We start from the raw sequence: 15,123 nt of genomic DNA on the forward strand, positions 1-15,123 counted from the left end.
CAGCTATTTTTTTAAATATAAAACTGCTTTTTCTTTTTAATATAAAAGGATAAAAATTGAAACAATCTTTATCCTTTGTTTAAATATTTATTTATACCCATTTTTATCTTAAATATACATACTCATCTTTTGGTTTTTTAACCCTTTCAAATTCTACATCATACATAATAGGTAAGGTCTCTAAATTATAAGTTATATCATGATTATCTTTTATTTTTCCCTTTACCAAATACCATTGATTATTTTGTAATTTTTCAAATCCTGAATCTTTATATATAAAACCACATGGCTGTAAATCTGCCATACAACACACCATTCCTAACCTACCCAAAACAATAAACTTTTCATTTTGACTAGAATCTTTAAATACTCTTACCAAAAATTTAAATTCTACATCCTTATATGGTTCAAGGTTAAATACCGTCTCATAATACCATTTGACATACATGTCATCATTAACATCAATATAGTCTTTTCCATCTTTAGCAACATATAGCTTTTTGTTTGTCTTTTGAATATCTACATTTTTATTATTGTTTTTTGTGCTTATTTTTATAGATGTATTTTCTATATTTTGACTAAATTTAAATGCATTATCATTTATATAAAAAGTACAGATTAATGGTATTGCTAGCACAAAGTAAGTAGCTATATTATTTATATGTTTTGCTTTTTCCATACTTTTAAATGACATATATGATAAAAATATTAAAAATATAGAACTTATTAATAATAAACCATTAAATTTGGGATGTACAAAACTGTTGATTTTTTTACTCTCTATTGCAAATAAAATTGCAATAGCAAGTGATAGTTCTATTAATCCTTGTATTAGCATTTCTAAATTGATTCTTTTAAACATTCAGTATACCACCTCCGACTGAAGAAAATATAACTAACGATACTATAGTCAGAAATAATATCATTTTAAATATGAACTTTTTATTGAATGTAGCTAACATCAAGGATACATTTGTAATATCTAACATAGGTCCCATTACTAAAAAAGCCAATATAGCATTACTTGGCATTAAATTATAAAAACTTCTAGCCACAAAAGCATTAGAATTGCTACATACAGATATAAAAAATGCAGCAAATATCATGCTCAAAACAGATAAATAATTAATTTGATTTAAACTTATAAATACATATTTGGGGACAAAAACCTGTATGGATGCAGATATAAATGCACCTATTACCACATAGAATCCTATTTTATATAATTCATTTTTTGTGTGAAGGCTTATTGCTTCTAATTTTCCTACATCACTCCTATAATTGTAACTAATGCTTGATTCAGTTAACGTATACTTGTTTATATAGTCTTTTACCACTTCTTCTTTATCTCTTGCAAGCAATATAGTAATTATCCCTGCAAATACAGCTATACAAATACCGAAACCAATTCTATAAAATACAAACATCGGTTGGTTAGGAAATGCATAATATGTTGATAATATTACTATTGGGTTGATTGCTGGAGCTGCTAATAGAAAAGTTATAGCAACGGGGATTGAATATCCCTTTTTAACTATAGAACTAGCTATAGGCACCATTGTGCAATCACAAACAGGGAAAAATAATCCTGCAAACATAGCAAATAACATAGATTTTACACTGGTTTTTTCAAATATTTTATCAAATTTCTCTTTCGGTATCAGCATCTGTATTAAACTTGATATTATTACTCCTAGTATTAAAAATGGTAATATTTGAATTAATATACTCAAAAATATAGCTAATATCCTTTCCACTTTGTTATTATAAAATTCATTAAAAAATACCTGACAAAACATAACAAAAAAGTTAATAAATATAAATCCCAAAGCAAATTTTATTATTTGCTTATCAGATAGACTAATATTATTATTTATTATTAAGTTTCTATCATGTTCATCAAATTCACTCTTTAAATAAATTTTAGATGATTTGTTTATAGATTTTAATTTTGCTTTAATTAATTCTAATTCTTTTCTATTTTCAACATTATCTTCATCAAATTTTGTGATTATTATATAGTCACTATTATGAACTTTATCCAAAATAATATTTTCCATATTTTTTATATAATTTTCAAAACTATTATAATCAATTGTATTTATTATATTTCTTATTTCATACCCTTTAGCTAATCTTCTTTTTAATAAATCTGATATCTCCCATACACCATTATATTCTATAATTACATAATCTGGATTGATATCATTTAATTTTTTATTGATAATGTCATCTTCTAATTGTCTTTTATTATTTATATTTATAACATTTATTTTATCTTTAAACAGATATTCCTCAAATCCCTCTTCACACTTTATTATTAATACTTTTTCTCTTTCTATATCCACTTCATTTAACAACATAGAGTTAATAAAAGATGTCTTTCCAGATTCAAAAAAACCAACAATTATATCAATATACTTTGTCATGTCCATCCTCGCTTTCTTTTTAAAATATATTGTAATTATATTATAATACTATTAATGCAAATAACTCTCAAGTTTATTTGATATTTATTACTTAAATTATTGCTTATTGTTAATAAATCTTAATTAATTCTTATTTTCTTCTTTAAGTAAACTTTAGAAATACATTGTATACTGTTATTAGGTTTATAAAGGAGATACTCATGACTAAAACAAAAATCAACATAATATCAGGTTTTTTAGGCGCTGGTAAAACTAGCTTTATAAAAAAAATTATCGACGAATCTAAAGATTTTAATAAAATAGCTATTATAGAAAATGAATTTGGTGAGGTAAGCATTGATGGACCTATACTTGAAGCTATTGGTGTAAATGTAAAAGAGATAAACGCTGGTTGTATATGTTGCTCTGTAGCAGGAAATTTTTCAAAAAGTCTTTTGGACATTAAAAAGAATTACGCACCAGAAAATATTCTTGTAGAACCCTCTGGTATTGCTAAATTATCAGATATTAAAGATATTTGTATGGAAAAAAAAGATCTGTTTGAATTTGGTATAATAGTTACAGTAGTAGATATTAGCAAATTTGATATGTATTTAAAAAATTTTGGCGAATTTTATGAAAATCAAATAAAAAACTCAAATACTATTGTTTTCAGTCGTTATCAAAAAGCTATTGAAAAAAAATTAGATATAGATAAAATTCTTGAAAAAATAAGAATTATAAACCCTAAATTAAATATTGTAAATAGTGAGTGGGATAACTTTGAGATTTCTTCCATACTTCCATGCAATAAATTGAGTATGTTTTCTCCTAATATACACACTCATTACCATGAACCTGGAGAGTCTTGCTCTTGCCATGAAAATCATGATCTTAATAGCGATTTTGAAAGTATAACACTAAATACAGATTTAGAAATGGATGAAAATAAACTCGAAAACATATTTAATGAAATAGAGAACTCTAGCGATTTAGGTAATTTATTAAGATCCAAGGGAAGTTTTAAATCTAATAATAAATCCCTAAGTTATGACTATAATTCTGGCGAACTAGAATTTAGATTTACAGACAAGAAAACAGAACACTATGTTATACTCATTGGTGAAAATTTAAATGAAGAAAAATTATCATCGATGTTTATATAAATAATTGCATTGCAGAACTATATGAGCAAAAAGCAATCACACAAAATAAAAAAAGTACTTACATTTAATTATTTCATTGTATCCCATACTGTATATGAATATTAAAGGTAAGTACTTTTTTGTTATGATAATAGTTATTAATATTATTTATTACTAATTAAACTTTTTTATTTTAAATAAGATATATTTGTTAACTCTAAGTTTGAGAATATTTACATATATTTCACTTATCTTTTTACTATCATAGATAGTATTAGTGTAAGCACTCCTAGGAGTACAATTGTTCCTCCTGGTTTTAAGCCAAAATAATATGATAAACTTAAACCTACTATTGTAAATATTATAGCTAATATTATTGATATTATTACCGTTAGTTTATAACTTTTTGTAAATCTCATAGCACATGCCACTGGTATTACCATTATTGATGATACAATTAGTGCACCTACAGTCCTAGATGCTATTGATACTGTCAAAGCTGTAAGTATGGTAAATACAAAATTTACTGCTCTTACAGGAACCCCAGACAACCTTGCTCCATTTTCGTCAAAGGCAATATGCATCAATTCCTTGTACAATAATATAAAAACAAGCATAACTATTATAGATAATGCTATTACTAAGTAAAGTTCAAAATCTGTAATAGCAACTATACTACCAAATAAAAAACTTGTAAATCCAGCTGAATTTGAAGTAAATCCAGATAGCACACCTGCTAGACCTACACCGGCAGACATTATTATAGCTATAGAAATTTCTGAGTACTTTGGAAACTTTTTTCTAATAAAGTCTATTCCAAAACCAGCAAAAACTGTTATTATTACGGCTCCCAAAACTGGATTTATTCCTAATAATAAACCTCCTGCTACACCCGCCAAAGATGTATGGGAAAGTGCATCACCAAGCATTGATAGTCTCTTTAATACAATTGTAACACCAATACAAGGAATAATAGCCGCCAGTAATATTCCAACCAAGAAGGCTTTTCTCATAAATTCATACTCTAACATCCTATAACCTCCTCAGAAAAATCATCTAATTCCAATATCTTTGTTGCATGACTTTTAATCTTTTTTATATCATGTGAAATCATAACAATACTAATATTCTTATTTTTGTGAAGATTGTCGAGTAAAGAGTATAGTGATTCTACCGACTTATGATCAATACCAGTAGTAGGTTCATCTAATATCAACAATTCTGGATTGTTTACTATAGCCTTTGCAATCATAACTCTTTGTTGTTGACCACCTGATAAATCCGAAAACTTACTTTTTTCATAGTCAAGCATATCCACTGTTTGAAGAGCTTTTTTTACCATTTCTTTATGTTTTACTTTTGAAAATTTAAATAAACCAATTTCTCTGTATAGATTCATCATAACAATTTCTCTAACCGTAGCAGGAAAATCAATACCTGTAGATAATCCGACCTGGGATACATATCCTATATTAGAGGTAAATTTTCCTATTGCAGGATTTTTTCCATACAACAAAATTTCCCCTTTGCTTGGTTTTAATATTCCCAACATAAGTTTAATGAGAGTACTTTTTCCACTACCATTTGATCCTATTATTCCTAAATAATCTCCACTATATATATCCAAATCTAAATTTTCTATTACATACTCTTTATCATATTTAAAATACATATTTTTAATTTCTATAAGTTTTTTCATTTATTTCCTCTCCAAAAATGCTATTTTATATAATTATAAATAATAGAGATAATTACAATCTTAAAATTATGATTATCTATATTATTTATCCTATACTTAACAAAATGTCTACCCATAAATTGGATAGACATTTTAATTAAGAAACTACATTAGCATTTATTATTTCAAAGCTTTTAATAATACATTTAGATTATTTTCCATTATAGAGAAATAATCTTCTCCCTTATCTAACTGGTCTTTTGTCAACCCTTCTAGCGGATTTAATACTTCTGTTTGAGCTCCTACTTCCTTTGCTATTGTCTTTGATACCTTTGGGCTCACTAGTTCTTCAAAAAATATATATTTAACATTATTTTCTTTTGCGAACTTTGTAATTTCAGCCATTCTTGATGCATCAGGCTCAGAATCCGGTGATAGGCCTTCAATTCCTATCTGCTTTAAACCATAAGCATTTGCTAAATAACCAAAAGCTTCATGAGATACTATTATATCCTTTTTCTGAGTTTTTGACAATTCAGTCTTAAATTTGTTGTCAAGCTTATCCATTTTTTCTGAATTCATTTTAAAATTTTCCTCGTAGTATGCCTTATTCTTAGGATCAGCCTTTATAAAAGCATCTTTAATATTCTTCATTTCTATTTTAGCATTTTGAGGATTTAGCCAAACATGAGGATCATATTCCCCATAATCATGTTCATGTTTGTCCTCATCTTTTTCATGATCATTGTGGTCCTTATCTCCTTTTTCATGATCATCTTTGTCTTTTGCATCGTCATGATCGTGATCATGATCTTCTTCAGATTTTAATAAACTTATCCCCTTTGAAGCTTCTACCTGCACTAATTTATTATTTTTAACATTATCAGATACTTTATCTGCCCATGCTTCCATTCCTGCACCGCTGTATATAAAGACATCTGATTCACCAATTTTAGCTAAATCTTGCGGACTTGGCTCCCAATCATGCGGCTCTGTACCAGCTGGCACGAGATTTTTGACTTCTATCTTATCCCCACCTATTTTTTTTGCAAAATCATACATTGGATAGAAGCTAGTATATACTTTTATCTTTTCACCGCTTTTGCGTGTATTCTTAACATCTCCTGACGTATTATTTGAGCTACATCCTGACAGAGCTATGGCTGATACTGTTAGTAGAGCTACTAATTTTTTTGAAATTTTTTTCATAACTGCTATTATACCTCCTATAAAAATGTATTTTAAAAATATCTTTAAATTAAATATTTTTCAAAATCGCTAATGAAAATGCATTTGCAAATGCATAACTTTTGCATTTTATTATGAGTATATTACCCTTAATAATTTTTGTCAAACAGTTTTTACTTACAAATACAATAATTTTAGGAAATATTTTTATACAAAAATATTTTGTTAAAATTATGTTATTTCTATCATATTATTTAATTAAATGTTATAATGAATATTATCATTCATGAAAATTTAAATTACGATAGGAAGTGATTTTTTGGAAAATAATTATTATAATAAACAGAAAGAGATATTCACAAAAGAAAATGCTAATTTATTAAAGTCAGCTAATCTTAAAACAACTAAAAAAAGACTATTTTTAATAGACTGCCTAAAAAAATCCGAAGGTCCATTAACCGCTGAAGAAATACATAGAAAATTAAGACAAGATATAAATATAAATTTGTCAACTGTATATAGAGCCTTAAGTTCCCTAACTGAAGCTAATATAATAATAAGACAGGTTTTATCTGATGGAAACAGTGTCTTTCAGTTAAATTCTGACCAACATAGACATATACTTACATGCAAAGATTGTGGTAAAATAACATATATAGATGTATGTCCTATTGATTCAGTACACAAAGAAATTGAAGATGCTACTGGATATGATATATTATCCCATAATCTTGAATTTATAGGAGTTTGTCCTGAATGCAAAAATAAAAAATAAAAATACGTTTTTTATGTTAGGGTTTTAAAATGCTGGGTATATTATTACCATAGCAATTTAATATAAAAATTATTAATACTTAATAAAACAAGGAGGAAATTATTATGAAAAAATATGTATGTGATGTATGTGGTTATGTTTATGATCCAGAGGTAGGAGATCCAGATTCAGGAATCAAACCAGGAACTGCTTTTGAAGATATTCCAGACGATTGGGAATGTCCAGACTGTGGTGTAACTAAGGAAGATTTCTCACCAGTAGAAGACTAATTAAGAATTCTTGAAGCTAGGGCTTAGCCCTAGCTTTTTTATTTAAATAAAAAGATGAAATTAATACACATATGCTTTATAATAATATTAATAAAGCAAGAGTGAAAGGAGATTATATGTTAAAGTACTGTTCTATAGGGAGTGGCAGTAGTGGAAATTGTCACTATGTAGGATATAAAAATACAAATATACTAATAGATGCTGGTCTGAGTGGTAAAAAGATTACTAATGGACTAAGTGATATTGATATAGATTCAAATAAATTAGATGGAATTTTCATTACACATGAACACTCAGATCATATAAAAGGAGTAGGTATACTTTCTAGAAAATTTGACCTTCCAATTTTTACAAACTATAATACATGGATGGCAATAAAGAATAAAATTGGCAAGGTAAATGAAGATAATGTTGTTATTTTTGAAAATGATAAAATTTATAGTGTTGGAGACATCGCTATAAAGCCATTTTCTATTAACCATGATGCTGCAGATCCAGTTGGTTTTAGTATTGTAAATGAAAAAGAACAAAAAATTTCTATAGCTACTGATATAGGTTTTGTCTCAGATGATATAAAGCAAAATATAATGGGTTCTGATCTCGTAATCTTAGAATCTAATTATGATAAAGAAATGTTATTGATGGGCTCTTATACTTATTCACTAAAAAAGAGAGTAATGTCTAATATAGGACACTTATCTAATGAAGATTCTGCAAAATTTCAAGCAGAACTAATAGAAAATGGGACAGAAAATATCCTGCTTGCTCACTTGAGTAGAGAGAATAATTTTCCTCAACTTGCATTTGAAACATCAAATCATATATTGTCAGAAAAAGGTATAAAAATAGGAAAAGATGTCAATCTAAATATTCTAATGAGAGATACAGTATCAAATATATTCGAGGTAAAAAAATAAATGCTAAAGATAAGTATAATTTCAGTAGGTAAGATAAAAGAAAAATATATCAAAATGGGCATTGACGAATTCACAAAGAGATTGTCAAAGTATTGTAAACTCGAGATAATAGAAATTCCAGATGAAAAAGCTCCAGAAAATCTGAGTTCTAGGGAAATGGAATTAATAAAAGACAAGGAAGCAAATGGTATAATTTCTAAAATAAAGGATAACTCATTTGTTATTTCACTTGCAATTGATGGTAAAAAAATGACTTCTGAGAATTTGGCTAAAAAAATAAATCAAATTTCCTTAAGTGGTCAAAGTCATATATATTTTATAATAGGTGGATCCTTAGGTCTCTCTGATATGGTTTTAAGTTCTTCCGATTTGAAACTTTCTTTTTCAGATATGACATTTCCACACCAATTGATGAGACTGATATTATTAGAACAAATATATAGAACTTTTAGAATAAATAATAAAGAGCCATATCACAAATAACATATTTGTCTATGGTTTTATATGTTAAAGGGGGGATATTTTTATGTTTTTCAGGTCAAAAACAAAAGAACTTTACAATGATATATTAGTCCCTAGTTTATTTTTAGATATGTACTTACCTATATGTACGGGTAATCAATTAAAGGTATACTTATTAGGTTATAGAGAAGCTTTATTTTTCAATGGTATTAACAACAGGAATATAGATAATAAAGAAATTTCAAAAATACTAAATATTTCTATAGATGAAGTCCTAGAAGCTTGGATATTTTGGGAGAGAATGGGTGTAATAAAAATACACGATAAAGACCAAAAAAATATAATTGAATTCATAGACTTAAAAACAGAGTATTTAAAAAGCCATAATAATGATGGTATTTCTGATGAAGATGATAACATAAATAAATCAAATGATATAGATTCGTCTATTGAAACCTACTCTTCTCAAAATTTAGTCAATATGTATGAAAACATAGAAGCTATTAGCGCAAGACCACTTACTCCTAATGAAAGACTTGATTTATTAAATGCTATAGAAAAATACAATATAGATTCTCAACTTGTTGTACACGCTTTTGAAAGTGTTGCTCGTGAAACTGGTAGAATTAAGTCTATAAAATATATTATAGCTATTTTAAAATCTTGGTTTGATAATTCTATCAAGACTAAAGAAGATTTAATGATATATGAAAAAAATAGATCAGAAAAAAATGATATATATAGAGTTATATTCTCAAATTTAGGATTTAATAGAATGCCTACAAGCTATGAAAAAGAGACTATAGACACATGGTTCGAAGATTATCATATGAGTATGGAAATGGTAATGAAGGCTTGTTCAAAATCTATAAATACACCAAATCCTAATATAAAATATTTAGATAAGATAATTTCTAACTGGTATAATTCTGGAATTAGAACTTTAGAGGATGTAGAAAAAGAAGATATTGCTTATGCAAAGAAAAAGGCTGAAAAAACTCAATATAAAGCAAATCCATCTAAATCTTCTTCCTCCCAGAAAAGAACTAAATTCCACAATTTTAAGCCTAGCCTAACAGGAAAATATTCAAATGAAGAACTAAATAATCTTATTAAAAATCTAAATAAAAAATAGTAGGTGATATTATGAATGCTGAAAAAATACGTGATATTATGCTGGAATATCAGCATAGACAAGACTATAACAAAGAAATATTAGAAAATAAAATAAAGGAAATACATGAAAAAATACCTCAGATAAAATTAATTGATCAAAATATTAATAGACTTGGACTAGACATTACTCGTTCTATAATTATGGACAAATCAGAAGAAGAAATAAAACATCTTGAAGAGCAACAAGCTGCTTACATAGATGAAAAAACATTAACGCTACTTAAAAATGGCATTGATCCCTCTTATTTAGAAATGGACTATTCATGCAATTCTTGTAAGGATACTGGTTTTTTAGAAAATGGTGAGAAATGTAATTGTTTAATACAAAGATTGCTTAATGATTCCTACAAAATGTCTAATCTAGGAGAGTTATTGAAGGAAGATAATTTTAATAATTTTTCTTTTGACATATATTCAGACAAAATAGAAGAACATATGGAAGTATCTCCTAGAGAAAATATGAAAGATATCATGTTCAATGTGGATAATTTTATCTATAACTTTGATGAATATCCAGTAAATCAAAAAAATAATTTAGTATTTTGGGGATCACCTGGTATTGGAAAAACTTTTATGTGTAGTTGTATAGCTGAAACTATATTAAATATGGGTTATACAGTTATTTATCAGACCGCCTTTAACTTAATGGATATAATCAACAAATATAAATTTAAAACTGAATCATTTTCTGATATAGACGAAGAAAATTTTAATAATCTATTTGAATCTGATTTATTGATAATAGATGACTTAGGAACTGAAATGGTAAATTCATTCACAGTATCAGAGTTATTTAATATAATTAATTCTAGATTAAACTCCAAAAAGAAAACCATAATTTCTACCAATCTAGATATGGCATCTATTGGCGAAATTTATTCAGATAGGATTTTATCAAGATTAGTTGGTAATTTCAGATTTTTCGAATTTTATGGCGACGACTTAAGATTCAGATAATTTTTATACACACACTTATCAACAGTATTTGTGGATAAACTTGTGGATTATGTGAATAATGAAAACTGCTAAAATCAAGTTATTAACATATTATTAAAGAGTTATCCACAGATTTCTGTTGAAAAGAACATATTTTCTGTTGATAACTCTTTTTTTTGCTACCATTTTTGAATAATATTCATTAATTTGGTTCATAATATATACTTATAATTTTTTTAATTATATAATATGTATTATATAAAATAATAAGTAATTTTCTATTTCTAATTAAATCTATATATTGATTATTTAATTTATTTCTTTTATCTTATCAACGAACTTTTGTATACTTCCCAACCAAACTAATTCCACATCACAAAGCTCTCCGTGTCTATTTTTTGCTATCTTTATATCTGCTAAATTTTTCTTTTTAGTTTCAATCTTAGTATAATATTCGTCCCTATATATAAACATTACTATATCAGCATCCTGTTCTATCGCTCCTGAATCTCTAAGGTCAGATAACTTTGGTACATGGTCTTTACCACTTTCAGTATTTCTAGATAACTGAGAAAGTGCAACTACTGGACAATCCATTTCTTTTGCCAGTATCTTCATAGCTCTAGATATCTTTGCAACTTCTTGTTGCCTACTTTCAGCTCTTCCATCAGCCTCCATAAGCTGTAAATAATCTATCATTATCATATCCAAACCAGAATCCATTTTAAGTTTTCTACACTTGGATCTAATTTCGGACATCTTTATACCTGGAGTATCATCAATAAATATCTTTGATCTAGACAAAATCTTCATAGCCTCTGCTATTTTTTTCCACTCATTATCTGCTATTTTACCTTTAGATATATCTGAAATCCCAACTGTAGACAGTGACGATATCAGTCTTTGTACCAACTGCTCTTTTGACATCTCTAAACTAAATACAGCTACACTAGCCTTTGATTTTATGGCCGCATTAGCAACTAAGTTTAATGCAAATGCTGTCTTGCCCATACCAGGCCTAGCTGCAATTAATATAAGGTCACTCTTATGTAATCCACCTAATTTCTTGTTCAAATCTGCAAATCCAGTGTCTAATCCAGTGATATCACTGCCACTGCTATAAACCTCTTCTAGAGTTCTATAAACATCATCTAAAACATCACCTACGACCTTAAAATCTGATTTATTTCTTTCCTGAGATATCTCAAATATTTTCTTCTCAGCTATATTTAAAATATCTTCTATACTATCTTCTCCCTGAAAACTACTATTTATTATTTGATTAGATGCAGATATCAATTGTCTTAAAACTGATTTTTGCTTTACAATCTCTGCATACGTTTTTGCATTTGAAGATGTAGGAGTAATTGAAGTTGTGCTAGTTAGGTAATTTATACCACCTATTTTATCCAAATATCCCTTATTTCTTAATTTTTCGGATACTGTAACAATATCTATAGGATTATTCTCTTTTTCTAATTCTACCATAGCATCAAATATTACTTTATGAGAATCCATATAAAAATCGTCTCTGTCCATAAATTCTTTTACGGTAAATAAAGCATCCTCATCCATTAATATAGAACCTATTATACACTGCTCTGACTCTAAGCTATGTGGTGGAACTTTTATAATTTCAGCCATATTTTCACCCCTTTAAATTAAAGAATAGGCGAGGTAAAAACCTCGCCCAATATTAGTTTTGTTCTTTAACATCAACCCTAATCTTAGTAGTTACCTTTTGATGTATTTTTATTTCTACAAATCTTGAACCCAATGTTCTGATTGGTTCATCTAAAAGTATCTTTCTCTTATCTACTTCTACTTTCTTTTGTTTTTTTAGCTGTTCTGCTATTTCTTTAGAAGTTATAGAACCAAATAACCTTCCACCTTCTCCAGACTTAGCAAATATTTCTATATTTATATCTTCCATTTGCTTACCCAATAATACAGCTTCTTCATACTCTATCTGTTCTTTTCTTTCCTTAGATTTATTTTTTTCATCTAGTTCTTTTATATTAGAATTTGTAGCCTCTACAGCATTACCTTTCTTTATTAAGAAGTTTCTAGCATAACCATCGCTAACTTCCTTTATTTCTCCTTTTTTACCAGTTCCCTTTACATCTTTTAATAATATAACTTTCATCTATTTTTTCTCCTCTTCAATGTAGTTTTCTATTATTTCTTTAACCATATTATATGCATCATCAATATCTATATTTTTAAGTTGGGCACCAGCGATATCCATATGACCGCCACCGCCTATTTTTTCCATCATTATATGTACATTTATGTCCCCAAGAGATCTAGCACTTACAAATATAGTATCTCCCTTTTTTCCCAAAACAAAAGAAGCCTTTATATTTTTTATATTTAATAGCTCATCTGCTGCCTTTGCAATTACTATATTTACATTGTCAATTTCTTCATAAGAATAAGATATACAAATTGTCTGATCAATAATCTCTGTTCTCTTTATTATATCTGCCTTTACCAAGAAATCTTCAGCATAAGAATTAAAAAATTGCTTTACTAATATTGTATCTGCACCCATATTTCTTAGGAATGACGCTGCCTCAAAAGTTCTAACACCTGTCTTAAACTCAAAGTTCTTTGTATCCAGATATATACCACCCAGTAAACCTTCAGCTGTTAGTTTATTTATCTTCATATCACTATCATTGTCAGTATACTGTATAAGTTCAGTTACCATTTCACAAGTAGATGATACATATATAGCATGGAATAATAATACCGTATCGTTAATATAATCTACTCCTCTTCTATGGTGATCTATTACTACCACCCTATCAGATAAGTCTAACAATCCTTCATATTCGGTATAAGCAGGTCTATGTGTATCAACCACTATTACTAGAGTATCTCTATCACAGATTCTCTCAGCCTTTTCATGATCAACAAACATATTTTCATAATATGGATTTTCTTTTAGTCTATTTATAAATATTTCTACAGACTCTCCAATATTTTCCAATACCACATTTGCTTCTTTTCCATAATTTTTACATAAATCATATACACCTACTGCAGCGCCCATAGCATCCATATCTGGATATTTATGACCCATAATAAGTATTTTTTCACTTTGATTAATAAGCTCTTTTAATGCTAGTCCAATCAATCTAGATTTGACCTTTGTCTTTCTTTCAAATCCTTTTGACTTACCTCCATAAAAATTAAAACCTTTTTTATTTTTTATAGCAGCCTGGTCTCCACCTCTACCTAAAGCCATATCAAGAGCTCCAGATGCAAAGTCACCAGTTTCCTCTATTGTGTCTCCATCATATCCACCACCTATACTAAATGTTATTGGTAGCTTATTTCCATATTCTATTTCTTTAGCCTTATCTAATATAGAGAACTTAGTATTTTCAAGCTCTAGTACACTCTTTCTTCTCATAAAAAGAATATACTTGTCTGTAGCTATTTTTTCCACCAATGACCCAGTCTGATCTCCTAAGTTAGCTATCAATGTTTCTATTTCCATGGCTAGCAAAGGTCTCTTTTCTTCTGGTGTACTCTTAAGAACTTCTTCATAACCATCTATTTCTACTATTAATACTGCCTCTTTAGTATCATCACAATCTTGTCTAGCCTTTATAAGTTCAGTTTGATCAATCCAATACATTATTACTCTATAATCTGCACTTCCATCAGATTCGTCATCCATTTTTGTAAATGAATATTTAAGAAGATATCTTCTTCCTTTAAATTCAAAATCTTCCTCAATTACTTTATTTTCATCTAGAACTTTTCTCAGAGTAATATTACCTATTAAATTTTCAATATTAAGACCTACAGAGCTTGTATTATCTTCAATTCCAACCATTCTATTAAAAGATTTATTTGCCCATGTTATTTCACCATTCAACTCTAAAAAACAAAGAGGCAATGGTACGCTTAACAGAGTTTTTCTAGTTAGTTTATTACAGTTAAGCGATAAATTTTGTATTTTATCTTTTAAAATTTCTTCATCAGACTTTTTCTTCTTTATAATTAAAAATACCATTAGTATACATAAAATAATTCCTATAATACCAACGTTATTTTTACTATAAAGAGCATAAACACTGAATAAGAACACGGCTAAAATACATAAGTAATCTCCGTAGTAAAGTATATTCTTGTTTTTGTCTTTGTTATTCATT

General features: G+C 27.7%; 15 protein-coding genes. 7 read left to right on the forward strand and 8 right to left on the reverse strand.

Annotated features, from left to right (window positions below; translation table 11 throughout):
- Positions 1 to 103 precede the first annotated feature (103 nt).
- Positions 104 to 862, reverse strand: a complete 759-nt coding sequence (locus tag O0R46_RS09850; protein WP_269311567.1) for a TIGR03943 family putative permease subunit — start codon at positions 860 to 862, stop codon at positions 104 to 106.
- Positions 855 to 2,429, reverse strand: a complete 1,575-nt coding sequence (locus tag O0R46_RS09855; protein ID WP_269311568.1) for a permease — start codon at positions 2,427 to 2,429, stop codon at positions 855 to 857. The genes O0R46_RS09850 and O0R46_RS09855 overlap by 8 nt, the downstream gene beginning before the upstream one ends.
- 200 nt (positions 2,430 to 2,629) lie before the next feature.
- Between O0R46_RS09855 and O0R46_RS09860 the strand changes: the two genes are divergently transcribed.
- Positions 2,630 to 3,574, forward strand: a complete 945-nt coding sequence (locus tag O0R46_RS09860; protein ID WP_269311569.1) for a GTP-binding protein — start codon at positions 2,630 to 2,632, stop codon at positions 3,572 to 3,574.
- Positions 3,575 to 3,801: 227 nt separating this feature from the next.
- On the opposite strand, the gene O0R46_RS09865 is transcribed toward O0R46_RS09860, so the two are convergent.
- From O0R46_RS09865 to O0R46_RS09875, 3 genes are all read right to left on the reverse strand, one after another.
- Entirely contained in the window at positions 3,802 to 4,584 is a 783-nt protein-coding gene (locus O0R46_RS09865; protein WP_269311570.1) for a metal ABC transporter permease, read from the reverse strand.
- Positions 4,578 to 5,252, reverse strand: a complete 675-nt coding sequence (locus O0R46_RS09870) for a metal ABC transporter ATP-binding protein (RefSeq protein WP_269311571.1) — start codon at positions 5,250 to 5,252, stop codon at positions 4,578 to 4,580. The genes O0R46_RS09865 and O0R46_RS09870 overlap by 7 nt, the downstream gene beginning before the upstream one ends.
- A gap of 159 nt (positions 5,253 to 5,411) precedes the next feature.
- Positions 5,412 to 6,440, reverse strand: a complete 1,029-nt coding sequence (locus tag O0R46_RS09875; RefSeq protein ID WP_269311572.1) for a metal ABC transporter substrate-binding protein — start codon at positions 6,438 to 6,440, stop codon at positions 5,412 to 5,414.
- A 298-nt stretch (positions 6,441 to 6,738) separates the two neighbouring features.
- Here O0R46_RS09875 and O0R46_RS09880 point away from each other — a divergent pair, with 298 nt between their 5' ends.
- The 6 genes from O0R46_RS09880 (at position 6,739) to O0R46_RS09905 (ending at position 10,975) form a co-directional block, all read left to right on the forward strand.
- A complete protein-coding gene (locus tag O0R46_RS09880) occupies positions 6,739 to 7,194 on the forward strand; it encodes a Fur family transcriptional regulator (RefSeq protein WP_269311573.1) in 456 nt (151 codons plus the stop codon).
- Positions 7,195 to 7,298: 104 nt separating this feature from the next.
- Positions 7,299 to 7,463 (forward strand): rubredoxin, encoded by a 165-nt coding sequence (rd, locus tag O0R46_RS09885; RefSeq protein ID WP_269311574.1) that lies wholly within the window; start codon positions 7,299 to 7,301, stop codon positions 7,461 to 7,463.
- Positions 7,464 to 7,579: 116 nt separating this feature from the next.
- Positions 7,580 to 8,380 (forward strand): MBL fold metallo-hydrolase, encoded by an 801-nt coding sequence (locus O0R46_RS09890; protein WP_269311575.1) that lies wholly within the window; start codon positions 7,580 to 7,582, stop codon positions 8,378 to 8,380.
- Complete coding sequence (gene rlmH, locus O0R46_RS09895) at positions 8,381 to 8,863, forward strand: 23S rRNA (pseudouridine(1915)-N(3))-methyltransferase RlmH (protein ID WP_269311576.1); 483 nt, start codon at positions 8,381 to 8,383, stop codon at positions 8,861 to 8,863. It abuts the gene before it with no gap.
- A 43-nt stretch (positions 8,864 to 8,906) separates the two neighbouring features.
- Complete coding sequence (locus tag O0R46_RS09900; RefSeq protein WP_269311577.1) at positions 8,907 to 9,977, forward strand: DnaD domain-containing protein; 1,071 nt, start codon at positions 8,907 to 8,909, stop codon at positions 9,975 to 9,977.
- Between the two features lie 11 nt (positions 9,978 to 9,988).
- On the forward strand, positions 9,989 to 10,975 hold the full coding sequence (locus tag O0R46_RS09905; RefSeq protein ID WP_269311578.1) for an ATP-binding protein: 987 nt from the start codon (positions 9,989 to 9,991) through the stop codon (positions 10,973 to 10,975).
- A 288-nt stretch (positions 10,976 to 11,263) separates the two neighbouring features.
- On the opposite strand, the gene dnaB is transcribed toward O0R46_RS09905, so the two are convergent.
- Genes dnaB through O0R46_RS09920 form a run of 3 tightly spaced genes read right to left on the reverse strand, consistent with a single transcriptional unit; the run spans position 11,264 to position 15,122 of the window.
- Positions 11,264 to 12,598 (reverse strand): replicative DNA helicase, encoded by a 1,335-nt coding sequence (gene dnaB / locus O0R46_RS09910; RefSeq protein WP_269311579.1) that lies wholly within the window; start codon positions 12,596 to 12,598, stop codon positions 11,264 to 11,266.
- Positions 12,599 to 12,650: 52 nt separating this feature from the next.
- On the reverse strand, positions 12,651 to 13,100 hold the full coding sequence (rplI, locus tag O0R46_RS09915; protein WP_269311580.1) for a 50S ribosomal protein L9: 450 nt from the start codon (positions 13,098 to 13,100) through the stop codon (positions 12,651 to 12,653).
- Positions 13,101 to 15,122: a DHH family phosphoesterase gene (locus O0R46_RS09920; protein ID WP_269311581.1), complete on the reverse strand. Its 2,022-nt coding sequence runs from the start codon at positions 15,120 to 15,122 to the stop codon at positions 13,101 to 13,103. It lies immediately after the preceding gene.
- Position 15,123 lies beyond the last annotated feature (1 nt).

The organism is Peptostreptococcus equinus (genome assembly GCF_027125355.1).
GTDB lineage: Bacteria > Bacillota > Clostridia > Peptostreptococcales > Peptostreptococcaceae > Peptostreptococcus > Peptostreptococcus equinus.

Bases quoted from the DNA above. Each gene is read 5' to 3' on its own strand.
- O0R46_RS09850 (WP_269311567.1), bottom strand. From the start codon at position 862: ATGTTTAAAAGAATCAATTTAGAAATGCTAATACAAGGATTAATAGAA.
- O0R46_RS09855 (WP_269311568.1), bottom strand. From the start codon at position 2,429: ATGACAAAGTATATTGATATAATTGTTGGTTTTTTTGAATCTGGAAAG.
- O0R46_RS09860 (WP_269311569.1), top strand. From the start codon at position 2,630: ATGACTAAAACAAAAATCAACATAATATCAGGTTTTTTAGGCGCTGGT.
- O0R46_RS09865 (WP_269311570.1), bottom strand. From the start codon at position 4,584: ATGTTAGAGTATGAATTTATGAGAAAAGCCTTCTTGGTTGGAATATTA.
- O0R46_RS09870 (WP_269311571.1), bottom strand. From the start codon at position 5,252: ATGAAAAAACTTATAGAAATTAAAAATATGTATTTTAAATATGATAAA.
- O0R46_RS09875 (WP_269311572.1), bottom strand. From the start codon at position 6,440: ATGAAAAAAATTTCAAAAAAATTAGTAGCTCTACTAACAGTATCAGCC.
- rd (WP_269311574.1), top strand. From the start codon at position 7,299: ATGAAAAAATATGTATGTGATGTATGTGGTTATGTTTATGATCCAGAG.
- O0R46_RS09890 (WP_269311575.1), top strand. From the start codon at position 7,580: ATGTTAAAGTACTGTTCTATAGGGAGTGGCAGTAGTGGAAATTGTCAC.
- rlmH (WP_269311576.1), top strand. From the start codon at position 8,381: ATGCTAAAGATAAGTATAATTTCAGTAGGTAAGATAAAAGAAAAATAT.
- O0R46_RS09900 (WP_269311577.1), top strand. From the start codon at position 8,907: ATGTTTTTCAGGTCAAAAACAAAAGAACTTTACAATGATATATTAGTC.
- O0R46_RS09905 (WP_269311578.1), top strand. From the start codon at position 9,989: ATGAATGCTGAAAAAATACGTGATATTATGCTGGAATATCAGCATAGA.
- dnaB (WP_269311579.1), bottom strand. From the start codon at position 12,598: ATGGCTGAAATTATAAAAGTTCCACCACATAGCTTAGAGTCAGAGCAG.
- rplI (WP_269311580.1), bottom strand. From the start codon at position 13,100: ATGAAAGTTATATTATTAAAAGATGTAAAGGGAACTGGTAAAAAAGGA.
- O0R46_RS09920 (WP_269311581.1), bottom strand. From the start codon at position 15,122: ATGAATAACAAAGACAAAAACAAGAATATACTTTACTACGGAGATTAC.